General features: G+C 56.2%; 18 protein-coding genes and 2 pseudogenes. 3 read left to right on the top strand and 17 right to left on the bottom strand.

Annotation, left to right across the window (positions count from 1 at the left end):
• Nucleotides 1-23: 23 nt before the first annotated feature.
• Nucleotides 24-431: a hypothetical protein gene (locus OYW20_RS08980; protein WP_268800341.1), complete on the top strand. Its 408-nt coding sequence runs from the start codon at nucleotides 24-26 to the stop codon at nucleotides 429-431.
• A 372-nt stretch (nucleotides 432-803) separates the two neighbouring features.
• Here OYW20_RS08980 and OYW20_RS08985 read toward each other — a convergent pair whose 3' ends face one another.
• The 10 genes and pseudogenes from OYW20_RS08985 to OYW20_RS09030 all read right to left on the bottom strand — a co-directional run bounded on the left by OYW20_RS08985 (nucleotide 804) and on the right by OYW20_RS09030 (nucleotide 14049).
• Nucleotides 804-1607: a DUF7738 domain-containing protein gene (locus tag OYW20_RS08985; RefSeq protein WP_268800343.1), complete on the bottom strand. Its 804-nt coding sequence runs from the start codon at nucleotides 1605-1607 to the stop codon at nucleotides 804-806.
• Between the two features lie 536 nt (nucleotides 1608-2143).
• A complete protein-coding gene (locus OYW20_RS08990; RefSeq protein ID WP_268800344.1) occupies nucleotides 2144-2680 on the bottom strand; it encodes a DUF7738 domain-containing protein in 537 nt (178 codons plus the stop codon).
• Nucleotides 2620-3246, bottom strand: a complete 627-nt coding sequence (locus OYW20_RS08995) for an HET-C-related protein (protein WP_268800345.1) — start codon at nucleotides 3244-3246, stop codon at nucleotides 2620-2622. The genes OYW20_RS08990 and OYW20_RS08995 overlap by 61 nt, the downstream gene beginning before the upstream one ends.
• Before the next feature lie 192 nt (nucleotides 3247-3438).
• Entirely contained in the window at nucleotides 3439-4254 is an 816-nt protein-coding gene (locus tag OYW20_RS09000; protein ID WP_268800346.1) for a DUF7738 domain-containing protein, read from the bottom strand.
• Between the two features lie 71 nt (nucleotides 4255-4325).
• Entirely contained in the window at nucleotides 4326-5174 is an 849-nt protein-coding gene (locus OYW20_RS09005) for a DUF7738 domain-containing protein (RefSeq protein WP_268800347.1), read from the bottom strand.
• Nucleotides 5171-7321 carry an HET-C-related protein gene (locus OYW20_RS09010; RefSeq protein WP_408005504.1) on the bottom strand — a complete coding sequence of 717 codons (2151 nt, stop codon included), beginning with the start codon at nucleotides 7319-7321 and terminating at the stop codon, nucleotides 5171-5173. Before OYW20_RS09010 ends, OYW20_RS09005 begins: the two co-directional genes overlap by 4 nt.
• 6 nt (nucleotides 7322-7327) lie before the next feature.
• Nucleotides 7328-9739 (bottom strand): annotated as a pseudogene (locus OYW20_RS09015) (type VI secretion system Vgr family protein); the annotation flags it as partial.
• Between the two features lie 596 nt (nucleotides 9740-10335).
• Entirely contained in the window at nucleotides 10336-11334 is a 999-nt protein-coding gene (locus OYW20_RS09020) for a sulfate ABC transporter substrate-binding protein (protein WP_268800348.1), read from the bottom strand.
• Between the two features lie 99 nt (nucleotides 11335-11433).
• Nucleotides 11434-12300, bottom strand: coding sequence for an ion transporter (locus OYW20_RS09025; RefSeq protein WP_268800349.1), 867 nt, complete (start codon nucleotides 12298-12300; stop codon nucleotides 11434-11436).
• 117 nt (nucleotides 12301-12417) lie between these two features.
• Nucleotides 12418-14049 carry a methyl-accepting chemotaxis protein gene (locus tag OYW20_RS09030; protein WP_268800350.1) on the bottom strand — a complete coding sequence of 544 codons (1632 nt, stop codon included), beginning with the start codon at nucleotides 14047-14049 and terminating at the stop codon, nucleotides 12418-12420.
• Between the two features lie 620 nt (nucleotides 14050-14669).
• On the opposite strand from OYW20_RS09030, the gene OYW20_RS09035 reads away from it, so the two are divergent.
• Nucleotides 14670-15062, top strand: a complete 393-nt coding sequence (locus tag OYW20_RS09035) for a response regulator (protein WP_268800351.1) — start codon at nucleotides 14670-14672, stop codon at nucleotides 15060-15062.
• A gap of 36 nt (nucleotides 15063-15098) precedes the next feature.
• Here OYW20_RS09035 and OYW20_RS09040 read toward each other — a convergent pair whose 3' ends face one another.
• Nucleotides 15099-15707: a TetR/AcrR family transcriptional regulator gene (locus OYW20_RS09040; RefSeq protein WP_268800352.1), complete on the bottom strand. Its 609-nt coding sequence runs from the start codon at nucleotides 15705-15707 to the stop codon at nucleotides 15099-15101.
• A gap of 321 nt (nucleotides 15708-16028) precedes the next feature.
• Here OYW20_RS09040 and OYW20_RS09045 point away from each other — a divergent pair, with 321 nt between their 5' ends.
• Complete coding sequence (locus OYW20_RS09045; RefSeq protein ID WP_268800353.1) at nucleotides 16029-16256, top strand: hypothetical protein; 228 nt, start codon at nucleotides 16029-16031, stop codon at nucleotides 16254-16256.
• 410 nt (nucleotides 16257-16666) lie between these two features.
• Here OYW20_RS09045 and OYW20_RS09050 read toward each other — a convergent pair whose 3' ends face one another.
• The 6 genes and pseudogenes from OYW20_RS09050 to alc all read right to left on the bottom strand — a co-directional run bounded on the left by OYW20_RS09050 (nucleotide 16667) and on the right by alc (nucleotide 22155).
• Nucleotides 16667-17422 (bottom strand): COG4705 family protein, encoded by a 756-nt coding sequence (locus tag OYW20_RS09050; RefSeq protein WP_268800354.1) that lies wholly within the window; start codon nucleotides 17420-17422, stop codon nucleotides 16667-16669.
• Nucleotides 17423-17673: 251 nt separating this feature from the next.
• Nucleotides 17674-18462 carry an outer membrane protein OmpK gene (locus OYW20_RS09055; protein WP_268800355.1) on the bottom strand — a complete coding sequence of 263 codons (789 nt, stop codon included), beginning with the start codon at nucleotides 18460-18462 and terminating at the stop codon, nucleotides 17674-17676.
• A gap of 379 nt (nucleotides 18463-18841) precedes the next feature.
• Nucleotides 18842-18991, bottom strand: a pseudogene (locus tag OYW20_RS09060) (purine permease); the annotation flags it as partial.
• Between the two features lie 138 nt (nucleotides 18992-19129).
• Complete coding sequence (locus tag OYW20_RS09065) at nucleotides 19130-20440, bottom strand: urate hydroxylase PuuD (protein ID WP_268800356.1); 1311 nt, start codon at nucleotides 20438-20440, stop codon at nucleotides 19130-19132.
• A 49-nt stretch (nucleotides 20441-20489) separates the two neighbouring features.
• Nucleotides 20490-20993, bottom strand: coding sequence for an ureidoglycolate lyase (locus OYW20_RS09070; RefSeq protein WP_268800357.1), 504 nt, complete (start codon nucleotides 20991-20993; stop codon nucleotides 20490-20492).
• Nucleotides 20994-21159: 166 nt separating this feature from the next.
• A complete protein-coding gene (gene alc / locus OYW20_RS09075) occupies nucleotides 21160-22155 on the bottom strand; it encodes an allantoicase (RefSeq protein WP_268800358.1) in 996 nt (331 codons plus the stop codon).
• Nucleotides 22156-22168: the final 13 nt, after the last annotated feature.

The raw sequence follows: 22168 nt of genomic DNA on the forward strand, positions 1-22168 counted from the left end.
CCTTACAGTTGAGAGTTTCGCTTATGTATCGCGTCGCACGTTTTGCCTTGTTGAGTGTGGTGGTGGCCTTGAGCGCTGCCTGCGCCGTCCAGCGTCCCGGCCCGCAGAGTTCCGAGCCGATTTCCAGCGTGCCCGGGAGCCCGTCGCCGACACCGCAACCAGGCACGCCGCGCACCACGCCGCAACCCTCTGCGCCCAAGCCTGCGCCGAAAACCTCCTCGCACTTCGCTCCACCGCCTGGGGGCAACAGCCACTGGGATGCGAGCCTGGGCGTGCATGTGCTGGATAACGTGCCAAATACCTTTTATCGCCAGCGCACCTACTATCGCTGGAACAACGGCTGGACATGGGCCACATCGCCCAACGGCCCCTGGCAGGAAACCGACTCCAGCGGCGTCCCGCCAGGGCTGAGCAAACAGTTCGGGAATTAACGGCGTCCTGTAGGAGCTTGCCCGCGAACGCGTTGTGTCAGCCGATTTGGTTGGCGCTGACACACCTTGATCGCGGGCAAGCGCGCTCCTACAGATTCAGGAGAGGCCTCACATTTACGGTGGTACGGGCCTGGGAGTTCAGACCGCACAAAAAACTTGTTTATTTTGTGGTTTACCCAGTATCACTACCGACGTGTGAAATGGTTGAGTATCGTGAATTTTATCCAATTGCGAGTGCGTCGGATCATTTGAGCCACTCCGATTCGGGTCTTCGTCGAGCAACGTCTGTGCGTAGTCCACGCTGTTGCCCCGCAATTGCAATAACGACTGGCACTGGGTATGAATATCAAGCGTGCCGAGATTTTGATTTTTTCATAGCTGCGTCTGTTTTTTCGCTGGCAAACCTAGAAAAATGGATGCCCAATCAATGAAGTTGATCGCTGTTTGCTTCAGAGTATTCTTCGCAATTTCATCAAACTTTACAGACTTACGCTCCTGAGACGGCGTAGAGGTTTTTATTTTTAGCTCACGACTGGCTTTAAAAACATCACCCTCAAAAGAGACGGCGTAAATCGTGCTCTCGATATTGTTACCGTCTGTATCAGCCCCGCTCAATATATAGCCGGGCCCGCTACGAACGATTGAGCAAAAACCTGGTCCACAGCCTCTACCAAAGTTGGCGCTACCGCGTATTAATCGATTAGCCTCAACTACAGTCGACTTGCTATCGATCGGACCTCCTTCAAATTCAAGATAGCCGGGGAAATACTGTTTTGGCCTATTTTCAACACTGTGGCTAGCAGAGCCTTTGCAGATATCCGGATCCTGGTATTTTCTGCAACTAAAGAAAACTTTAAAAAATAAGACTTCGCCACTCCCGTCCCATCGAAGCCCTACTTTTAAACCTAGCTCATCCCAGATAAATAGGTCTTGACTAGACATTTCCCGAGGATGACCGCCTAGTGCCTCTTTCCAGGTAGAAATGTCATCACCAAACCTTACGACCTTTCCATTAATTACTATTTCTCCACCATTCACTATTATCTCTGGAGCCGCTCCCTTCGAGATGCGACGAATGCCCAGCGACCAATCATTTAACTGGCTTAGTTTTTGCCTGCTTCTTTCCCAAGTTGTTTCACCAAATGAACTGCCGGCCTCGACAGGAAGAGCAGTCATCAACAGGATTAGAGTTAGATACGAATATACAACACGGCACCTCATGGCCATTGAACGTAATTTCTCCATCGTTAACGATAATCTCTGGCTTTGCTCCCTTCGGAATGCGGCGAATCACCACTGACTAATCATTTAAGCGACTGAGCTCCGCCTTGGTATTTTCCCAGTAATTATCAATCGAACTGGACGCTTTGGCGCAGAGAGCAATCGCTGCAAATATTAAAACCAAGCCAGCGCGTATCACGGCTGCACCTGAGGCGCGCTAGGATGATCTTCGAGATGAGCCGGGGAAGATGTATTTTCTGAAACTTCAACCGGAGGCTCATAAAGACCTCGATTACCTCCAGTAAATGACACATTATAAATTACACTTTTAAATCTTCGACTATCTACATCAACGAAACTCAAAAAACGACCGTCATCAACAGCATATCCTAAGCACAATTCGGTCCCACAACCTCGACCATATCGACCTCTACCAGTTATTAAGTTATTAACATCATCTACAGTAGACTCGTTATCGATGGCACCACCGTCTACTTCCAGATACCCTGTAAAATATTTTTAGGATCATAATCATGTCCACGCCCCCCATTTCTGGCACAGTCAGAACCATGCATTCGTTCTTTGCAGCTAAAATCAACAATCAAGGTGCGTACCTTTGTTTCATCGCTAGGATAAAGTGCGACTTTGATCCCTATATCATCCCATATCAAAACCCTACCATGAAATGCGGGTCTCGTGTTTGAACCCAATACTCGCTTCCAGTCTTGCAAGGAATGGCCAATCTTTAAAACTTCCCCATTGTATTTAATTTCTCCGTCACTCACGATGATCTCAGGCTTTGCTCCCTTCGGAATGCGGCGAATCCCCAATGACCAGTCATTTATGCGACTGAGCTCCGCCTTGGTGTTTTCCCAAGTGATGTCACCCAGCAAACCATCCGCCTCGGCAGTTTTCGAAACCATTGCGAATATGAAAACAAGGCATGAAAAAACAATGGAACTCCTCATCACCGCGCCTGACTTTTTTCGCCAGTCAATACTTCGTAATTTTGCTGTATGTAATTCCATGCTTCCTCTCCCTGTTCACCCATTTTCTTGACCCGCGCCAGCGCAGCTTTTCCATGCTGTTCGTGAATATGATGCAACTCGGTCAGAGACGCACCGCGCTTGACTTCTTCGCGGTGTTCGCGCGCCCATTCCATAACCAGTGGGTCCTGCCAAGTGCTGTCTTGGGGATGGGTGAAAAAGCGCTCTATTGCTAGAGCTGGATCTGCGGTTTCAGCGCCGCGCCATTTGTTGTTCATAGCTTGCCCCACCACGCGAACAGCTTCTTTAGCCAGTTTCACTGCTAGAGTATGAAATGGGTGTGTGTCGTGATCCTTGGCTAATTGCGAGTGCGTCGGATCAGTTGAGCCGCTACGGTTCGGGTCTTCTTCCAGCAATGTTTGCGCGTCATCTACGCTGTTGCCCAGCAATTGCAACAACGACTGGAACACGGTGTTGTAGCTGTTGGAGATCAGCCGCATCGGCGCCGCTGCCATCCATCCCATGCGTTCTATGTGTTGATGACCTGGCGTACTTGCCCATTTATCACGCAGCGCGAGGTAGTTCTCGAGGGCGGGCAGCAGACGCATCGTCGTGATGCTCCCCCAGTAATATCAGCAGCATCTTTTCACTGTCTGATCGTATGCCCGGCTCACTGGCAACGAATGTCCAGGGATCGACAGGGAACAGCACCATAGCCAAGGGCTCAGCGAGGCTTGCGATCACGTCAGTGGAACTGAACATGCCTGTTACCAGAGAGAGTTTCCACTTGGCAGCATATGTCACGGTTGCACCTGAACTTCATGGTCGCTGTGCATATAATTTACGTTAATTTCTGACTCACTACTCTCTAATGCAACCGGAAGTCCCGACACCCAATTACGCAACTTCTCAAACGTTTGCTTTGTACTACCCCATGTGATCTCGTTCAGGTTATAGATATTTTCATGCGGGGCTCTATATTCTGCATCAGCTTTGGGCGGATAGAAGGCAGCATGACTGTTCCCTCCGAAAGAAACACCGTAAAAAACGCTTTCATAGCCTCTACCGTCTATATCCGGATCACTTACGATATAACCATATTTACCCCAAACACTTGAACACAACCCAGTTCCGCACCCCCCGCCATATTGTACCCGCCCCCTTATCAAACGATTGGCTTCAAGGACAGTTGATCGACTATCAATCGGGCCGCCCTCGTACTCAACATAACCAGTGAAGAAGTTTTGGGGTTCGTATGTATTTCCAGGCCCTCCATTTTCAGGACAGACCTTTACGGCGCCGCGCTCTTTGCATCGGAAGATAATATTAATAAAAGTTACTTTAGTATTGGTCCAACCTATTCCCACTTTGAAGCCTAGGTCATCCCATACATATATACGTCGATCCAGCATAGCCCTTGGATTTCCTCCAATGACTTTTTTCCATGATTCAATATCATCGCCTATCTTCAGAATCTTCCCATTAAACGTGATCTTTCCATCGTTAACAATGATCTCTGGCTTCGCACCCTTTGGAATGCGACGTATACCCTGCGACCAATCCTCGAAACGCTTAAGTTCCTGCTTGGTCTTTTCCCACGTGATGCCGTCGAACAAACTGTCGGCCGCGGCAGGGATTGAGATCATTATGAACATGAAAACCGTGAAAGCCCATCTATGAGCGCACCTCATGGTTGGGCCTGACGAGTATCGGGCAAACATAAAAAATTTGAAATCCAGTTGCTAACAACGCCAACTGCTTGTTCGGCAGTTTGTTTTGTGAGCCCATCAAAACCAAAGGCGGCATCTTGCTCTACGCATGGCCGTATTTTATCTTTAGGCTTCTTCTCGGCGTTAACACCAAAATCATCAAAAGAAATTTTATAAATGGTACTTTCCAAGTTCCTTCCAACAGTATCAGCTCCGCTTAGAATATCTCGATGAAGCCCATGCGACACTGAGCAAAGACCAAGCCCGCAGCCTCTGCCGAAGTTTGCGGCCCCCTTGATCAGCCGGTTAGCCTCCAGCACTGTAGATATGCTGTCAATTGGGCCTCCTTCATACTCAAGATAGCCGGCAAAGAAATTTTTAGGTTCATTTTCATTTCCAGGGCCGCCACTTTCTGGACAGACAGGTGAACTGCCTCGCTCCTTGCAGTGAAAAATTACGTTAATAAATACAACTTTTGTGCTCCCGCCCCATCCAATTCCCACCTTGATCCCCATCTCATCCCAAATATAAAGCCTCTGACTCGGCATCTCCCTAGGAATACCACCAATTATTTTTTTCCAGACGTTAATATCATCCCCGAACCTTAACACCTCACCATTGAACGTAATTTCTCCATCGTTAACGATAATCTCTGGCTTTGCTCCCTTCGGAATGCGGCGAATCCCCAATGACCAATCATTTAAGCGACTGAGCTCCGCCTTGGTGTTTTCCCAAGTGATGTCACCCAGCAAACCATCCGCGCCGGCGGTTTGTGAAACGATTGCGAATATGAAAACGAGGCATGAAAAAACAATAGGTTGCCTCATGACCGCCCCTGACTTTTTTCGCCAGTCAACGTTTCGTAATGCTGTTCTATATACACCCATGCGGCTTCTCCTTGTTCCCCCATTTTCCTGACCCGTGCCAGCGCAGCTTTTCCATGCTGTTCTTGAATATGATGCAACTCGGTCAGAGACGCGCCTCGTTCGACTTCCTTACGATGTCCACGTGCCCAATTCAGCACCAGTTTGTCCTGCCAAGTGCTGTCTTGGGGGTGGGTGAAGAACCTCTGTGCAACAAGCACTGGATCGTCTTTAGTCTTGCCGTCCCAATAGTTACTCATGGCTTGGCCCACTTGGCGAACGGCCTCTTTAGCCAGCTCTACTGCCAACGTATGAAATGGATGCGTGTCGTGATCCTTAGCCAATTGCGAGTGCGTCGGATCAGTTGAGCCGCTACGGTTCGGGTCTTCTTCCAACAATGTTTGCGCGTCGTCCACGCTGTTGCCCAGCAATTGCAACAACGACTGGAACACGGTGTTGTAACTGTTGGAAATCAGCCGCATCGGCGCCGCTGCCATCCATCCCATGCGTTCTATGTGTTGATGACCTGGCGTACTCGCCCATTTATCACGCAGCGCGAGGTAGTTTTCGAGGGCCGGGAGCAAACGGTCGTCGTGATGCTCCCCCAGTAATATCAGCAGCATCCGTTCACTGTCTGATCGTACGCCCGGCTCACTGGCAACGAATGTCCAGGGATCGACAGGGAACAGCGCCATAGCCAAGGGCTCAGCGAGGCTTGCGATCACGTCAGTGGAACTGAACATGCCTGTCACCAGAGGGAGCTTCCACTTGCATGCAGCAGGTGAAGTCCAGGGCAACACGCTGGTGTAGCCCAACTTGATAAGGCTCAGTTCGACGTAATTCGAGTGCGCAAAGAAGTCTTCCAGCACATGCAGTGCGGCTCCGAACAGGCGCATGCCCGACGGTGTCTTTTTGCACATCACTGCCCGCTTGATATCCATCACCATGCTGTCCCTGGAGCGGTGCAGGTAGCGCGCCATGGAACTGACGAAATCGATTTGCAGCAGCGGATCATCGGGCAAGGCCCATGGTTCAAAATCCGGGTCTCTGGTTTTCGGATCGGCGGGCTGCGGGTTGAAGTTTTTCGGGTTGTCTATGTGCTCACTGGGGCGGTAGACCCCGAGATTGTAAGGAGTGACCTGGTACTCATCAGGATTGCTAGCACGTAGATCGGGAAATTTTCTTGCTGCCAATATGTCGACCATCTGCGTCAGTGCGGAACGGGAGAGTATCGCTGGCAAGTTCTTCGGCATGTCCTCGGCACGAATGATTTTTGGATCGAGCAATTGCGAGTAGTCACGTAGCCAATTACCGAAATAAATCGCTTCCCGATCCTCCTGCGCGCCAAACCCCGCCTTCTCAAGCGCATCCTCAATCGACTCATGCCCAAACGACCCATGCGGGCTCCGATCATGATGTTCACCCCGCCCCGCACCAAATCCCTCGCGCTGCCCACTCCCGGTTTCCATTCGCTGTGCATCAAGACCCTGCGTTTCCTTGATCGCCGCCTGGGCTTCGGGGTAGGCCACGTACAGCGCCGTTTCCGGGTGCCTGGCCGTGGTGAACGTGGCGAAGCGGGTGTAGGCGCTGTTTTCGAAATCCAGTAATGCGATTTGATAGGCGAATTTCGCGCCTTCTTCCTCAGGTGCATCTGCGGCCAGGGTCGAGGTGCCGTCGGGGTTTTTATCGGCCAGTTCGGTACGCAAGAGGTTGTCGAGATGATGCCCGAACTCATGCAGCAACACGGCCAGAAATTGCGTAGCGCCATCGCGATGGCTGGAGGCGTTGATGAGAGCGGCTTCATGCACGCGAATCACACGCTCCTGGTTGTCGTAGTCAGCCGGGTACGCGCCAGCGGACATCACCCGATGCTCCGGGTTGGCAATGCTGCCTGCCCGCAGCCCGTCGTACAGTTTGATGTAGGTGTGCGCCGGGATGTCGAACCCGAAGATCGGCGCCAGCATCAGGACGAATTCCGCTGCGGTACTGCGAGTTGCCAGTTCGGTGATCTGCTCCAGGGCGAAGGTGGATTCCATGCTGGACGCTTGAAGGATGACCGGCACGGTCTGCGGCAACAGCGCAAATTGTGGCGTGGCGTCCATGTGTTTCATGCCGCCGGGTCCGCTAAATTTGCGGATCACGCCTTTTACATCCACCTCGCCGGGCGCGTGGATGCTGATGTTGCCGTCCTTGATTTCGATGTACGCCCCGCCGCTGGTGAGCAGGATGCCGTCCTGGGCGGAGAGCTGAATGCGCTGGCCGGTGGAGGTAATGAGGACGTCGTTTTGCGCCGTCAGCTCGATGTCATCGCTCTGCGCCTGAATCGCCACTTTGCCCTTGGCGGCGAACAGCTTGGCGCCCGCGTTTTTGGCGAACAGGCTGATGCCTTCGGCAACGCTGGCGAGCAGGGATTTGCCACTGGCGAGGGTGAGGTTTTCGCCGCTGGCAAGCGTGGTTTGCAGCGCGCTGTACAGGTGAGTGTTTCGCGCGGTGGTGCTGGCGATGTCATTGGGCGCCGAGAACATCATCAGCGGCTGTTCAAACCCGGCTGACTGACCATGGCCTGCGCTGCTGCCTTCGCCGTGGCGCAACGGGCTGTCGGTGTCGCGCTGGAGTGTCTGCAGGCTGTCGAGGGCGCTGGTTAAAGCGTCGGCGTTGTGCCCCGCAGCATCGCCCGACAGCGTTTGCAGCCGCCGCTCGCTGTCTTCGAGTTGCTGCCGCGCTTCTTCGGCGTCCATCTGCCCGCCTTGGGCTTTGCTGCGTTTCCAGGTGCTGACGTGCAAACCCTGCTGCGCACGAATCGCCCCGAACGCGTCGCTGCGCAGTTCGAAACCGCTGCCGCGAAGCCCGCCGCGCTGGTTGCCCTGCTGATCGATCAGATAACCCATGTTCAGTTGCGTGTGGGCGTGGCTGCTGTGCAACTGCGTGCGCACCTGTTGCGGCGTGTCATCCATGACCCACTGATTGAAACCCCGACCTTTGAGCTCTTTGCTTTTGTAGCCGCTCATCTGGCCGCTGCTGTGCCAGGCGGGTTTGTCGCCGCCGTAGACCTGCCCAAGAATCAGCGGCCGATCGATGTCGTTGTCGAGAAATGTCACCACCACTTCCTCGCCGCCCCGAGGCACCTGCACGCTGCCCCAATCGGGCCCGCTGCTGTTTTGCAGCATGCGTATCCAGCACGAACCCAGTTGCCCCTCTGGGGTGCGGCGATCCCAATGAAAACGCACGCACACGCGGTTCAACGCATCGGTGAACACTTCGTGATCGGGCGGCGTGACCACCACCGCCGTCTGCGGGCCGGGCATGTGCGGCTTGTGGTGTTCCGGCGCGCTGCGGTAAGGCACGCCGTACGGCTGGGCCTCGAAACGGTTCAGGTAAAAACCGTGAGCAGTTTGCTGACTTTTCTGATCGACAGCGCTGCTATTCAGCCCGGCACGAGCGGATGTCATGAGCGCCGCGAGGCTGTCGGGGGCATCGCGTCGGCCTTGGGGAATGGGCAGGTTGCTCTCGGCGAAGAACTCCACCGCAATCAGCAGAAACTGCCGATCACGCTCCAGGCATTGGTCGTGACGTGGATGCTGCGTCAACTCGAACCAGCGACCGGCACACAGTTGCCTGACGCCGCCTTGCCCCTGGATGCGCCGCGCCTGGGACTCCAGTTGTTCGATGCGCACACGCGCCAGCCAGTCGCCACGGTCAACGTTTTCCCAGGCATATTGGCCCTGATAACGGTACTGCTCCAGTTGCCGCGGCGCGGCTGGATCTGCGAGCGCGCGCATGAAGCTTTCGTTGCGCTGCGCATGGGCGCGATAGTCATTGCTGCGCCAATGCAAACGCCCACTGTGGACCTGCACGCCGGTGTTCCAGTGAGTGATGCTGTCCTGGGTTTCGGTTGCCGACTGGGTATGAAAGCGCAGGCGCGGCGGGCTCAGTTGCTCCAGCGTGTCGACGCTGTCGGTAAACACGATGCAGTGCTGGTCAAGCTGATGTTCGACGTACCAGAAAATCCCCTCTTGCTCGCACCAGCGCTGAATGAAACACGCGTCCGTTTCGTTGAACTGGGTGACGTAGGACAGGGCGCGATACTCGCGTCGAAACTCGAACCGGTAATGCCCCTGTGCCCATTCATAGCCGGCGAAGACGTCGTGAAAGATCGTCGGCAGATCGGCGTCCTGCCAGATACGGCAATCTGTGCGGTGTTCCAGCCAGTGAAACCAGGGCGCGAACACCAGTTGCCAGTCGTCCAGCCCGGCATCGCTGCCCAGATAACGCACCTGCTCGACCCAACCATGACGCAGGGCAAAGCTGCCGTCATCCTGCAAAACCCGCAGGCACACCGCATCACCGATAAGCGCTTCGGGGTCGTGCTCAGGATCCTGAACGACGACATCCACGACTACACGCGGGATGCGGCCCAGCCGCTCGACCGAATGCGCGCGCAGGGCAAGCACCGCATCTGCGCCCAAGGGGGTGTCGAGCTGCAACAGCCGCCCGGCCTGGGTCAGCCGGGTGTGGAAAAGCGAGTTCATAAAGCGTGCGTCCTTTCGGATTGAAGCATCGGGCTAGACGTCCGTGTCGAGCAGATGAAGCCGCGCCCGAACCGCCCATGGGCAATGACCCGTGAGGTCGCTGGAAGGCAAGGTCGGGAAGATAAATCAGCAAACCGAGAAGGCAAATACGAAGGAGGGCACACGCAGTGTGTGTGACGTCTGAAAGGAGAATGGTACTTTTCTTACGGTAATGGCCATGCACTAAACATGACGCTGATTAGCGACAAATTAAACACCAACATTGGCAACTAACAACGAAGTAGTAGGCCTGCCCAGAAGCCTTTCAGGGCCGCTGTGCAGCCCATCGCGGCCTCGCGTTGCTCGTGCGCTCCTACCTTGATTGTGGCCAACGGGGCTGAGCAAACAGTTCGGGAATTAACGGCGTCCTGTAGGAGCGCGCTTGCCCGCGAACGCGTTGTGTCAGCCGATGCTTTTGTCGCTGACACACCCTAATCGCGGGCGCGCTCCTACAGATTCAGGAAAGGCCTCCCACGGTTTCATGAACGGGAAATTCAGGCCACACAAACAAAAACGGCGACCTCTTCAGGTCGCCGTTTTTGGTTGAGCCCAACCGATTACTTGCCCGGATAAATCTGATCGAAGACCCCACCGTCATTGAAGTGGGTTTTCTGCACGGTGCGCCAGTCGCCGAAGGTCTTTTCCACGGGCAGGAAGTCGACTTTCGGGAAGCGATCGGTGTACTTCGCCAGTACCGCCGGATCACGGGGACGCAGGTAGTTGGCGGCGGCGATTTCCTGGCCTTCCGGGGACCAGAGGTATTTCAGATACGCCTCGGCCAGGGCGCGGGTGCCTTTCTTGTCGACCACTCTATCGACGACGCTTACCGGCGGCTCGGCTTCTGCGGAGACGCTTGGGTAGACCACTTCGAACTGGTCACGGCCAAACTCGCGGGCGATCATTTCGGCTTCATTTTCAAAGGTGATCAGCACGTCACCAATCTGGTTCGTCATGAACGTGGTAGTTGCGCCACGGCCACCGGTATCGAGCACTGGCACGTGCTTGAACAGCTCACCGACAAACTTCCTGGCGGCTGCTTCGTCGCCGCCGTTCTTCAGTGTGTAGCCCCAGGCGGAGAGGTACGTGTAGCGGCCGTTGCCCGAGGTTTTCGGGTTGGGCACGATCACTTCCACACCGTCCTTGATCAGGTCATTCCAGTCTTTCAGCGCCTTGGGGTTGCCTTTGCGCACGATGAATACAGTCGCCGATGTGAACGGTGCGCTGTGATCCGGCAGGCGAGTCACCCAGTCGTTTGGTACCAGTTGGCCGTTGTCTGCCAGGGCGTTGATGTCGGTGGCCATGTTCATGGTGATCACGTCCGCCGGCAGGCCGTCGATGACCGATCGCGCCTGCTTGCTCGAACCGCCGAATGACATCTGCAGCGCGACTTTTTCCTGGTGCTCGGCTTCCCAGTGTTTCTGGAATGCCGCGTTGTAATCTTTATAGAAGTCGCGCATCACGTCATAGGACACGTTGAGCAAGGTTGGCGCTGCCTGAGCGGCGCTGCCCAAAGCCAGTCCTGCGGCGACCAGAGAGGCGGCGAAGAGTTTTTTCACTGCAAATTCCTTTAGGTGATCAGCGTGTTGTCATCCATAAGGATGGCGAATTGCCCGCGACTATAACCAAACTCCGTCAGGCGTTTAAAGACTAAAAAATCATGTGCTTATGTCCGCTTTACCACGCTGCTGGTCTTCGCCGCTGCCAGCCTTCGCGAACAGTGCGTTACCGCAGCGCGAGCAGAACGCCGCCGCCTGTTCATGGGTGTCTTTGGCGCACACCGGGCAGTCGTGCTGCAACTGTTGGCCGCGCATGGCGTTGGCGAGTTCGGCAGTGAAAATCCCGGTCGGCACCGCGATGATGGAGTAACCCAGAATCATCACCAGCGACGAGAGAATCTGACCCAGGGGTGTCTTCGGTACGATATCGCCAAAGCCCACGGTCGTGAGGGTGACGATGGCCCAGTAGATGCCCTTGGGAATGCTTGTAAAACCATGCTCCGGGCCTTCGATCACGTACATCAACGTGCCGAACACGGTGACGAGGGTCGACACGGTCAGCAGGAATACCGTGATCTTTTGCCGACTGCCGCGCAGCGCCGACAGCAGGTAATTGGCCTGTTTGAGGTAAGGGCTCAGTTTCAGGACGCGGAAGATTCGCAGCATCCGCACCACCCGCACGATGAGCAGGTATTGGGCGTCTGCGTAGTAGATCGCCAGCACCCCGGGCAGGATCGCCAGCAAATCGATCAGTCCGTAAAAACTGAAGGCATATTTCAGCGGTTTGGGCGACGCGTACAGGCGCAGCGCATATTCCACCGCGAAGATCGCGGTAAAGCCCCATTCGAGGTAGGTGAAGAGCCAGCCGAAGTCTTTATGAACCGACTCGATGCTGTCGAGGACCACGATGAACAGGCTAAAAAAAATAGTCACCAGCAGGATTTTGTCGAAACGCCGGCCTGCCGTGGTGTCACTTTGAAAGACGATGATGCGTAGCTGTTCGCGCCAGCCCGTGTTGCTGTCCATGGGGATTTCCGATTGTGGGATCGGCAGAGCCTAGGAGCTTTCGACGCCGGAGTGCAACCGGTGAACGAGTGCCCACCGGCGCAACCTCTTTTGAGCGGATCGATGAAGCCGGGTCGGTTAAACCCGGAACTGGCGCAGCAGGCTGTTGAGCTGTTCGCTCAAGCCTTTCAGGTGCACGCTTGCCGCCGTCGATTGTTCGGCGGCCATTGCCGTGCTTTGCGACAGTTGCGCGGCCTGCGTGACGTTCTGATTGATGTCTTCGACCACGTGCGATTGCTGCAAGGTGGCGCTGGCAATCGAGGCATTCAGGCCGTTGAGATTACGCAACGCCTGACTGATGGACGTCAGGCTCTTGCCTGCCAGATGCGCCTGTTCAATGGTCGCCCGCGAGGCAAGACTGCTCTCGCTGATGACCTTCACTGCTGCGTTCGAATGTAGCTGCAAGCGCTCGATCATGGCCTGAATTTCGGCGGTGGATTTTTGCGTGCGTTGCGCCAGCAAACGAACTTCGTCCGCCACCACAGCAAACCCGCGTCCCTGATCACCGGCGCGCGCTGCCTCAATCGCCGCGTTGAGCGCTAACAGGTTGGTCTGTTCGGCAATCGAACTGATCACCTCAAGCACGCCTCCGATCTGCGTGCTTTCGCTGGAAAGCGTGCGGATCACTTCCACCGCCTGGCTGATGGTGCCGGACAGGTGATCAATCTGCTTCAGGCTGCTGTCGATGTTGGCCTGGCCCTGCTGCGCCTGACACTCCGCATCACGCATTTCGCTGGCCGCGTGCTCTGCGTTTTTCGCAACATCCTGCACGCCGTAAGTGACTTCGTTGACCGCCGTCGCCACCAGTTCCATCTGTTGCGACTGCTGCTGGCTGCGGGCCTGAGCCTGATCGGCGTTGTTGCCCAGTTCGGCGGACGCCTGTCCAAGCCCTACCGCCGACAGCTGTAACTCGGTGACGACGTTGCGCAGTTTGCTGGTGAAGGCGTTGAAGTGCCGGGCCAGTTGCGTGACCTCGTCGTTGCCATCGGTTTGCAGGCTGCGTGTCAGGTCGCTTTCGCCGCTGGCAATGCTGGCCATGGCGTCGACGGTTGTGGTGAGTGGGCGCAGAATGCTGCGGGCAATCAGGATCAACAGCAGCGCCATGACCACGATGATGCCGACGCTGATGGAAGATGCTTTCCAGACTTGCTGCTGGAATTCAGCCTGCACGTCATCGACGTAAACACCCGAGCCGATGATCCAGCCCCATGGGACGAACAAGCTGATGTAGGAGGTTTTAGGCACGGGATCGCTGGCACCTGGTTTCGGCCAGCGGTAATTGACCATACCGGCGCCTTTGGCCTTGGCCAGCGTGACCATTTCATTGAACACCTGAAAGCCGTCCGGGTCCTTGATGCCGGACAGGTCCTGGCCGACCAGCTTGGGGTTGGCCGGATGCATGATCATCACCGGGCGCAGGTCGTTGATCCAGAAGTAGTCGGTCTGGTTGTACCGAAGCCCACGAATGGCGTCCTGCGCCTGCTTCTGCGCTTGCTCGGTGGTCAGCGTGCCAGCGGTCTCCAGACCATGGTAGTAGTCCAGCAGGCCGCTGGCGGCCTGTACCACATGCATGGTTTTCTGCGCCTTGGCGGCGTAAAGGTCGTCGTGCACCTGTTTGAGCATGGCCACGGCCAGGATAAAGAGCATCAACACAGCGACGATGAGGATCAGCCATAGACGGTGACTGATCGAAAAGTTGCGCATATTCATAATCATCATTCCATTAGTTTTATTGTTGTTGCGCCTGTGACACAGGGTGCTGCGCAGTCTGCAGACACAACTGGGGTACCGTGGGCGACGCTGATCGTTCAGTCCTTCACAGGCTCTCGGCTTTGGGCCCGTAAACGTGAGGCCGACGATGTGTTTATTGAGGTTTATTTGCACGCATCCCATGCAATGGCAGAACTGCCCTACATAGGCGGCGGTTGGAAACTTCATCGGTATAGCGAAAGGCTTACACGAAGACCAGATGTTCGCTCTATGTCGCACGCTTTCAACGCGGTAGATTGAACCCATCAACTGCAGCGAAGGAATCGCTGCAGGATCAAGGACGATCGACCATGGCCCGGAGGGCTGCTGACAGGATGTTGGAATGGTCTTGGAAAAACCCGCTTCGGCGGGTTTTTTGTTGCCTTTCAAAAGTTGCCGTTCTGACCTGCTTTGCCCGAAGATTCCGGGTCTGCGTCGCTCCATTGCAAACGATCCGACCGATTGTCATCAGGAAATGGAATTTCCTGACAATCTGCCGCTCACAGTACGGACACAACCCGCGTCCAGGACAGGGCCGGCCGGGCAGGCAATGGGAAGAAATTATTGTGGATGCAACGTCAATGGCAGCATTAGAACAGAATAAAGGAATCATTCTGGTGGTCGAGGATGAGTCGATCATTCGCGATTTCGTGTGTGAGATCCTGGGCGACGAGGGCTTCTCTACGTACGCGCTGGAAAGTGCCGACGCTGCTGAGCAGTATCTGAATGAGCATGCGGGCGATGTTTCGCTGCTGCTGACCGATATTCTGATGCCGGGCTCGATCAACGGCGCAGACCTTGCGAACCTCTCGGGTGACAAGTGGCCGCAGATCCCGATATTGATCATGTCCGGCCACGAAACTCCGGAAAGCTCCGGGGTCGTTCACGACGTGACGTTCATCCGCAAGCCATGGAGTTTTGGACAACTGCTCGACGGCGTCGACAAAGCCCTGAACATGCAGAAAATCGGCTAATCGAACGGGGGCTGACAACCCGTCAGACGACCGGCCCTATTGATCGGGTTCGCATCCCTTGAGCACCAGACGAATGATCGTCTGTTCCGCTGCTTCGTAATCACTGTCTTCAAGCCTGGGCTTGCCGGTCACGGTTGAGATCTGCCAGTCGAAGTCAGCGTAGGTCTGAGTTGCTGCCCAGATGCTGAACATCAAGTGGTGAGGATCGATCGGTGCGATCAGGCCGCTGTCGATCCAGCCCTGGATGCACTCGATGTTGTGTCGTGCCTGGCCATTCAGTTGTTCGACCTGCTCTGCTGTCAGATGCGGTGCGCCGTGCATGATTTCGCTGGCGAACACTTTCGAGGCGAAAGGTAGATCGCGCGAGATGCGGATCTTTGAACGGATATAGCCGCTGAGCACCTCAGCCGGAACCCCTTCGCGATTGAACGGCGTCGACGCCTGCAGAATGGGCTCGATGATGCTTTCGAGCACCTCTCGGTAGAGGTTTTCCTTGGATTTGAAGTAGTAGTAGACGTTGGGCTTGGGCACACCGGCCTTGGCGGCGATGTCGCTGGTCTTGCTGGCGGCGAAGCCTTTGTCGGCGAATTCTTCACTGGCCGCACGCAGGATCAATTCTTTGTTGCGCTCGCGAATGCTGCTCATGGACCGGAATGTTCCTTGCCTGTACGGCGGTCGCGCATGGTAGCACCGGCCTCGCGGCAGGCTCAAGATTGGCGCGTGGCCCCATCCGCCGCCCAGTGCCGGGCTGGATTTGCGCGGCTCATGGATGGTTTTCATGGGTGGACAGGCCCCATTGCGAGCAAGCTCCCTCCCACGGATTTGTGTGATGCACGAGTGCGAGCAGCGGCCTTCGGTGACGGCAGGCAGAGAGCTCGGCTTGCTGTTGGCAGTATCGTTAATCGTAAAAATCTGGCGTAGTGTCGAAGCCCCAACAGGACCTTTGATTGCGAGGATTGGACGTCGATGACGAGTAACAGCCCTTTGTTTTCCAGCGTGGTTGCCTATGCACAGCATTGCGAGCGGCAGTTGGTAGAGATCCTGCACCGTCGACCGACGCTGGCCCGTCAGCAGGTCATGACGTGGGTCGATGAGCAGAGTCACGCCATGAAGGACCGCGACCCACTCGACCTCCTGCGTTCACTCAACGCAAAAGTTCGCGCTGGCAAGCCATTGCCGTGGGAGGGCAGTTGATTTCACGTTCCGATACGTGCCTTGCCGACAGCGAGCACGGCTTTGAGGAGCCAGCTTGTTGGCGAAGCAGCGTCGTGCATTGAATCAGTCCCGACGCCTCGCGAATGAATTCGCGCGTACGGATTTTTCGGCCGTCCGCGATAGCCCAAGCATCACTCAATCCCCTGTAGGCGCTGACGAGCCGGGGCGAGGCCGCGATGCGGTTTGCTTGACACACCGCATCACGGCCTCGCTAAGGCTCATCACACTCCTACAAAAGCAGACGCCGGCAATTGATCTGACGGTGTGAACCCGCCCTGACGCCTCGCAAATGAATGAGTGCTTACAGGGTCAGCAGCCCTACGCGGTAGTAGTGGGGCGAGGAAACTTGACGTGAGTGCGCAGGCCGGTGCGGATGGGCCAATACGTGATCAGTCCGTGCGCTGTACGTAGGCTCTGGTTGGCCTGCGGTTGTAGGCTGTCGCGATGCCGACGAGCACCACCAATACCGTCAGCAACACCAGAGACGACCCCACCGTGCCGAAGTCCAGGCCTCCTTTCTCACGAGGTTTGGTCAGCATGTCGCCCAGCGTTGCACCAAATGGCCGGGTGAGCACAAACGCTATCCAGAACAGCATCACCGACGACAACCGTGTTGTGTAATGCAGCACCACGACCACCGCGATGGCGCCGCCGATCAGCAATGCGCCGCCCATGAAACCGAGCCCCGACTCATCCGCCAGGAAATCCCCGAGGGCGGTGCCCAGCGTGTTCGAAAACAGGATCGCAAACCAATAGAACAGCTCGGCCCGGCGTGTAGTGACGCTGCTCACGGACAAGGTTTTTTCACTGAAATACCACGCCGCGAAGATCGCCAGCAGAATCGCGATCAGAATCGCCGAGCCGGTGGCATAACCCAGCCCCAGCGTGCGGTCCATGAAGTCCGACATCGTCGTCCCGGCCGTGCTGGTCGACAGGATCACGATCCAGTAGAGCATCGGGTGATAGCGTTTGGCGCCCAGTTGCAGCAGCAGCGTGACGACAAAGGCACTGATCAAAATCATTGAGCTGATGGCGTAACCGACATCCAGCGTCATGGACAGCAAGTCGCCGGCGGTTTCACCCAGCGTTGTGGCGCAGATTTTCATCACCCAGAAGGCGAGGGTGATCTGAGGAAGTTTATTCATGGGGTGTTTCCGGAAAAGAAAGGACGGGGATGTTTAATAACCGTCCTGCATAGTGCCGACGATGGCCCATGATCCGGCAGTGAAGGTAAAAAATAAGTTGAACGGAAATGAAAACCTTATGAACGGGGTAAGGTTTTTCGGCGCCCAGTCTGGCCGCCAGTGCGATGTGAAGCGCTATTTATTGATACACCTGGCCAAGACCTTGGTGCGCGCGTGACGCAACGCAAACCACGCGCTGCGCCACCGGTTGATCAAAAGAATACTTTCACCAGCAAACTGGCGGTGTTCTGATCCGTGTCGAAGTTACGGGTGTCGTTGATCCCGTACTTGTTGCTCCAGTAGTCATACTCAACACCTACATACAACTGACGCTCAGGCAAGTTGATGGCTTTGCCCAGGTCATATTTGATCTGCGGGTTGAAGTGCAGATTGGAGTGATAGTCGCCGTGGGTGGTCGACGACTTGTTGTCCACGACCCAGTCAATGAACCCGTCGATCAGGATGTCCGACTTGCCCACGGGAAGGGTATAGGACCAAACCGGCGTAATCTGCCAGGCGCCATAACCTGCGCGGTGTCCCTCGTTGTAGCGTCTGTAGAAGTTGAGCTGGAAGTAATCGAAGCCCGGCACGTTCAAATCAAAGCCCGGACCAACCAGGTAGGACTCGACGTCGCCCTCACCGAACTCGTAGGTGGCGGCAAGCAATACGTCTTTGATCGGCCCCAGCTCGAACTTCTTGTCGAAGATCTTGCCCATCGACAAGCGCGGTGAGAACTCGCCATACAGCGTGTTATTGCCTAAGCCCGCATCTTTTTTTCCGTTGTAGAAAATATTATCGACGAACAGAAAATTGTCCCCGTACTTCCAGCCATCGGCATGTTCGAAGGTAAACGTCTGCTGCGTTTGTGGATTGACTTCGAAGTTAGTGCCGTAGAGATAGGTCAGGCTGTTGCTTTGCCATTGCAGCAGGTCGCCTGCCATGGCGGGCCCGGCGGCCAGAAGACTGCCGGCGACCATCAGGCCGGAAAAAGAACGGTTCATGCGGTGCTCCCTTAGTTTGAATTGCTTGTGTTTTCTGTCACGGGCGCTCTGTTGTGGCGCCTTGTTTGCTGCGATTAATTCTGTCTGTTTGGTCAGCTTTGTATGCATAGCAAGAGCTGAGCCAATACCCTGAAAAAAGACGAAAAAGTCCCGTCATCGGTTCTGATAACAGGCGATCTGGTGGTTTTTTCTACTTGCTGCAACGTGCTGTGGCTGAAACAGTTAGTTGTCGGGTCAGTCAACAGGGGGCGGGCAGGAAAACTGCCCCGGTTTCGAGCGGTGGCGGAGGATAACGGCGCGCGGCACAAGGCTCAAGTGCTCTGGCACAGAGCACGCGTGACAAAAACGGGGCAGGGGCCTGTTACGGCGAGTGGGTGTGCCCGGCCGCCTGGCCGATGATCAACGGCACCGCCACCGCGCCGCCGTACATCAACAGAACGTGTTGCAGGCCTACAAGAATCAATTGGAGAAGCGGCAGGGGCTGTCTTGGTGGCGCAGCAGGGATGCGCGCGTGAGTGGGCTCGGACATCCAACACCTCATTGTTCTTATTGTGAGTTGTTAGTGCGGACGAGTTGCAAGCTTCAAGCCGCAAGCCGCAAGAAAAAACCAGGCGGACATCATCTTGCTTGCAGCTTGCAGCTTGCAGCTTGCAGCTTATGACTGCTGTCAGTTCGTCTGCGCCCCCTCGTTGATCCATTGCCCGATCAGGTCGCGCTCTTGCTGGGTCATCTGGGTGATGTTGCCCAAGGGCATGATCTGCGACACCACGGCCTGAGCCTGGATACGCGGCGCCTGCTGCTGGATCTGTTCCGGCGTGTCGAACATCACCCCAGCGGGCGCGGTGCTGAACAACGGGCTGGTCGGTTTAGCCGAATGGCACACCCCACAGCGTTCCTGAATCACACTGTGAACCTTCTCGAAATGGGCGCCCCCGGCGTTGGCGACTTGCGCCTGAACCGGTGCGGCCGGCGCAGGTGCCACGACAGGTTTGGGCTCGTCGGCGCGATGGCCGCCAATCGCAGTGCCCGGCAGCGGTTGATATTCGATCTTCGCTGGACCTGCGTTTTCCGGGCCGCGCGGCATTTGCGCAGGCCCGGTGACATAGGCCAGGCAAATCATGCCCAATGCGCCCACCGGCAAGGCCCAGGCGTATTTGTGGCTGTTATGGCGCGTATTGAAGTAATGACGCACGAGTACCGCCACCACTGCAATCCCGGCCAGGATCAGCCAGTTGTAACGGCTGCCGTATGTGCTCGGAAAGTGGTTGCTGATCATGATGAACAGCACCGGCAGCGTGAAGTAATTGTTGTGCCGCGAACGCAGCAAACCTTTGGCGGGCAGCGAAGGATCGGGCGTGCGGTTTTCGGCAATCGCTGCCACCAGTGCGCGTTGGGCCGGCATGATGATGCGGAACACGTTGCCGACCATGATGGTGCCGATGATCGCGCCCGTGTGCAGGTACGCGCCACGGCCGCTGAATATCTGGCTGAAGCCGAAGCACGCCGCGATCACCAGCACGAACAGCACCAGGCCCAGCAGGGCGGGGCGCTTGCCCAGCGGGGAGTCGCACAGGAGGTCGTAGATGAACCAGCTGGCGATCAGCGAACCGATGCCGATGGCGACACCTTCCGGGCCGGTCAGTGTGCTGCCGGGTGCCAGCAGGTAAAGAACGGGGTTGGAATAGAAGACCACGCAGAGCAGCGCCACGCCTGACATCCAGGTCCAGTAGGCTTCCCATTTAAACCAGTGCAGGTTCTCCGGCATGGTCGGTGGGGCAAGTTTGTATTTTTCAAGGTGGTAAATGCCGCCGCCGTGAATCGCCCACAAATCGCCTGACAGGCCATCGCGGGGATTGATCCGGTTGAGGTTGTTCTCCAGCCACACGAAATAGAAGGATGCGCCAATCCAGGCGATCCCGACGATCATGTGAACCCAGCGCACGGCCAGGTTCAGCCACTCCATCAGATGTGCTTCCACAGTGTTTACCTCAGCCAGTCGTCACTTGCGGACGCTCAGGCTTTTTCTCTTATAAATGGGGATTGAGCATCATCAACTGATGCTCTTCGAAGAAATGCTCATCGCAGTTATTGCCGGTTCCACTGCGATCAACCACCAGGAAGTCATCCCGCTTTTCGATCGTCAGCACCGGGTGGTGCCAGACGCCGCGATGGTAATTAACACCCTGCCTGCCATTGGTGATGAAGGCGCGGGTCAACTCTGGTTCAGGTGCATCGCCAAGTGGCGCGACCACGACCAGAAAAGGGTTGCCGAGCAGCGGAATGAAAGCCTGGCTGCCCAGCGGATGGCGTTCCAGCATGCGAATGGTCAACGGCATCTCCAGCGCATCGGCGCGGAAAATATTGATGATCGCCTTGTCCTCCGGCGTCGCCGTTTGGACTTCGGCCAGACGATGGAAGCGCATGGTCGAGCCGTTGTTGATCATGAAGTGATCGCTGCCATCGGTTTCGATGACATCACCGAATGGGGCGAACGCTTCTTTGGTCAGTGGCTCGATAATCAATGTGCGCATGCTGAGGTCTTCTTTCTGAAAATCAAAATTGAATATGGGGTTTGCACGATCTACTGACTTGCTCATCCCTGTAGGAGCGCGCTTGCCCGCGATGCGGTGTGTCAGCCAATGCACGTGTCACAGACATATTGCAATCGCGGGCAAGCGCGCTCCTACAGGTCAAGCATTACCTGGCGACCTTGCCCAACACCCGCAGGCGACTCACGCCACCGTCCGGGAACACGTTCAGGCGGATGTGGGTAATCGGCCCAAGCGCCTTGAGCTGTTCGGCGAAGGTGTGTTCGGCGTGCATCTCAAGCTTCTGGCTGGGCAATAATTCACGCCAGAACAGGCTCTGGGTTTCGATCTGGCTATCAGTCCCGCCTTTGACGAACGCGCCCTGAATCGAGCAGCTGTCCGGGTAGTTGCCTTTGAAGTGCAGGGTGTCGACCACCACTTCTTCGACTTCACCGACATGCCCCAGGGCGATGATCACCCAGTCGTTGCCGGGCGTACGGCGACGGGCGGTTTCCCAGCCGTCACCCATGTTCACGCCGCGGCCCGGATTCAGAATGTTGCTCATGCGGCCGAAGTGTTCATCGGAACACGCCAGCGCACGCCCACCGTTCAAGGCTGCTGCCAGGTCGATTTGTTCGTTGTCGCCAACGGTGGACCACTCGCGATGCGGGACGCCGTACACGCGCAAACGCGCCACGCCGCCGTCCGGGTAAATGTTGAAGCGCAAGTGGCTGTAAGCCTGTTTGTCACTGATCTCGTGGTAGTGGTGGCTGTCACCTTTGAGCTCGACGGCCGGCAGCACTTCGGTCCATTCGGTGTGTTCATCCGGCTCACCCGATGCCAGAAAGCACGCTTCCAGCGAGGCCGAAGGCGGGTAGTTGCCAGTGAAGAACGAGGTGTCGATGTCCACGCCCTTGATCGAACCGGCCACGCCCAGCCGGATCACGGCGGTGTCATAACCCTCGAAGCGTTTGCGTCGCGATTCCCAGCCGTCCATCCACTTGCCGTTGTCATCGAACACGCCCTCTTTGAACACTGCCGGGGTTGGCTGGAACAGGCGGTTAGCATCGGCAAACCAGTCGTCAGTCACCGAAATGATCGTGGTGCCCAGACGCGCATCGGCCAGGTTGACGAACTTTTCGAAGGGTGCGGCGTAAGCTTTCATTCTTTTTGTCTGC

This window comes from Pseudomonas sp. BSw22131 (assembly GCF_026810445.1).
In the GTDB taxonomy this organism is placed as follows: Bacteria; Pseudomonadota; Gammaproteobacteria; order Pseudomonadales; family Pseudomonadaceae; genus Aquipseudomonas; species Aquipseudomonas huanghezhanensis.

Coding starts and splice junctions, on each gene's coding strand:
- OYW20_RS08985 (WP_268800343.1), bottom strand. CDS start 1,607: ATGACTGCTCTTCCTGTCGAGGCCGGCAGTTCATTTGGTGAAACAACT.
- OYW20_RS09005 (WP_268800347.1), bottom strand. CDS start 5,174: ATGAGGCAACCTATTGTTTTTTCATGCCTCGTTTTCATATTCGCAATC.
- OYW20_RS09040 (WP_268800352.1), bottom strand. CDS start 15,707: ATGAGCAGCATTCGCGAGCGCAACAAAGAATTGATCCTGCGTGCGGCC.
- OYW20_RS09055 (WP_268800355.1), bottom strand. CDS start 18,462: ATGAACCGTTCTTTTTCCGGCCTGATGGTCGCCGGCAGTCTTCTGGCC.
- OYW20_RS09025 (WP_268800349.1), bottom strand. CDS start 12,300: ATGGACAGCAACACGGGCTGGCGCGAACAGCTACGCATCATCGTCTTT.
- OYW20_RS09050 (WP_268800354.1), bottom strand. CDS start 17,422: ATGAATAAACTTCCTCAGATCACCCTCGCCTTCTGGGTGATGAAAATC.
- OYW20_RS08995 (WP_268800345.1), bottom strand. CDS start 3,246: ATGCGTCTGCTGCCCGCCCTCGAGAACTACCTCGCGCTGCGTGATAAA.
- OYW20_RS09035 (WP_268800351.1), top strand. CDS start 14,670: ATGGCAGCATTAGAACAGAATAAAGGAATCATTCTGGTGGTCGAGGAT.
- OYW20_RS09030 (WP_268800350.1), bottom strand. CDS start 14,049: ATGAATATGCGCAACTTTTCGATCAGTCACCGTCTATGGCTGATCCTC.
- OYW20_RS09070 (WP_268800357.1), bottom strand. CDS start 20,993: ATGCGCACATTGATTATCGAGCCACTGACCAAAGAAGCGTTCGCCCCA.
- OYW20_RS08990 (WP_268800344.1), bottom strand. CDS start 2,680: ATGGAATTACATACAGCAAAATTACGAAGTATTGACTGGCGAAAAAAG.
- alc (WP_268800358.1), bottom strand. CDS start 22,155: ATGAAAGCTTACGCCGCACCCTTCGAAAAGTTCGTCAACCTGGCCGAT.
- OYW20_RS09045 (WP_268800353.1), top strand. CDS start 16,029: ATGACGAGTAACAGCCCTTTGTTTTCCAGCGTGGTTGCCTATGCACAG.
- OYW20_RS09010 (WP_408005504.1), bottom strand. CDS start 7,321: ATGAAACACATGGACGCCACGCCACAATTTGCGCTGTTGCCGCAGACC.
- OYW20_RS08980 (WP_268800341.1), top strand. CDS start 24: ATGTATCGCGTCGCACGTTTTGCCTTGTTGAGTGTGGTGGTGGCCTTG.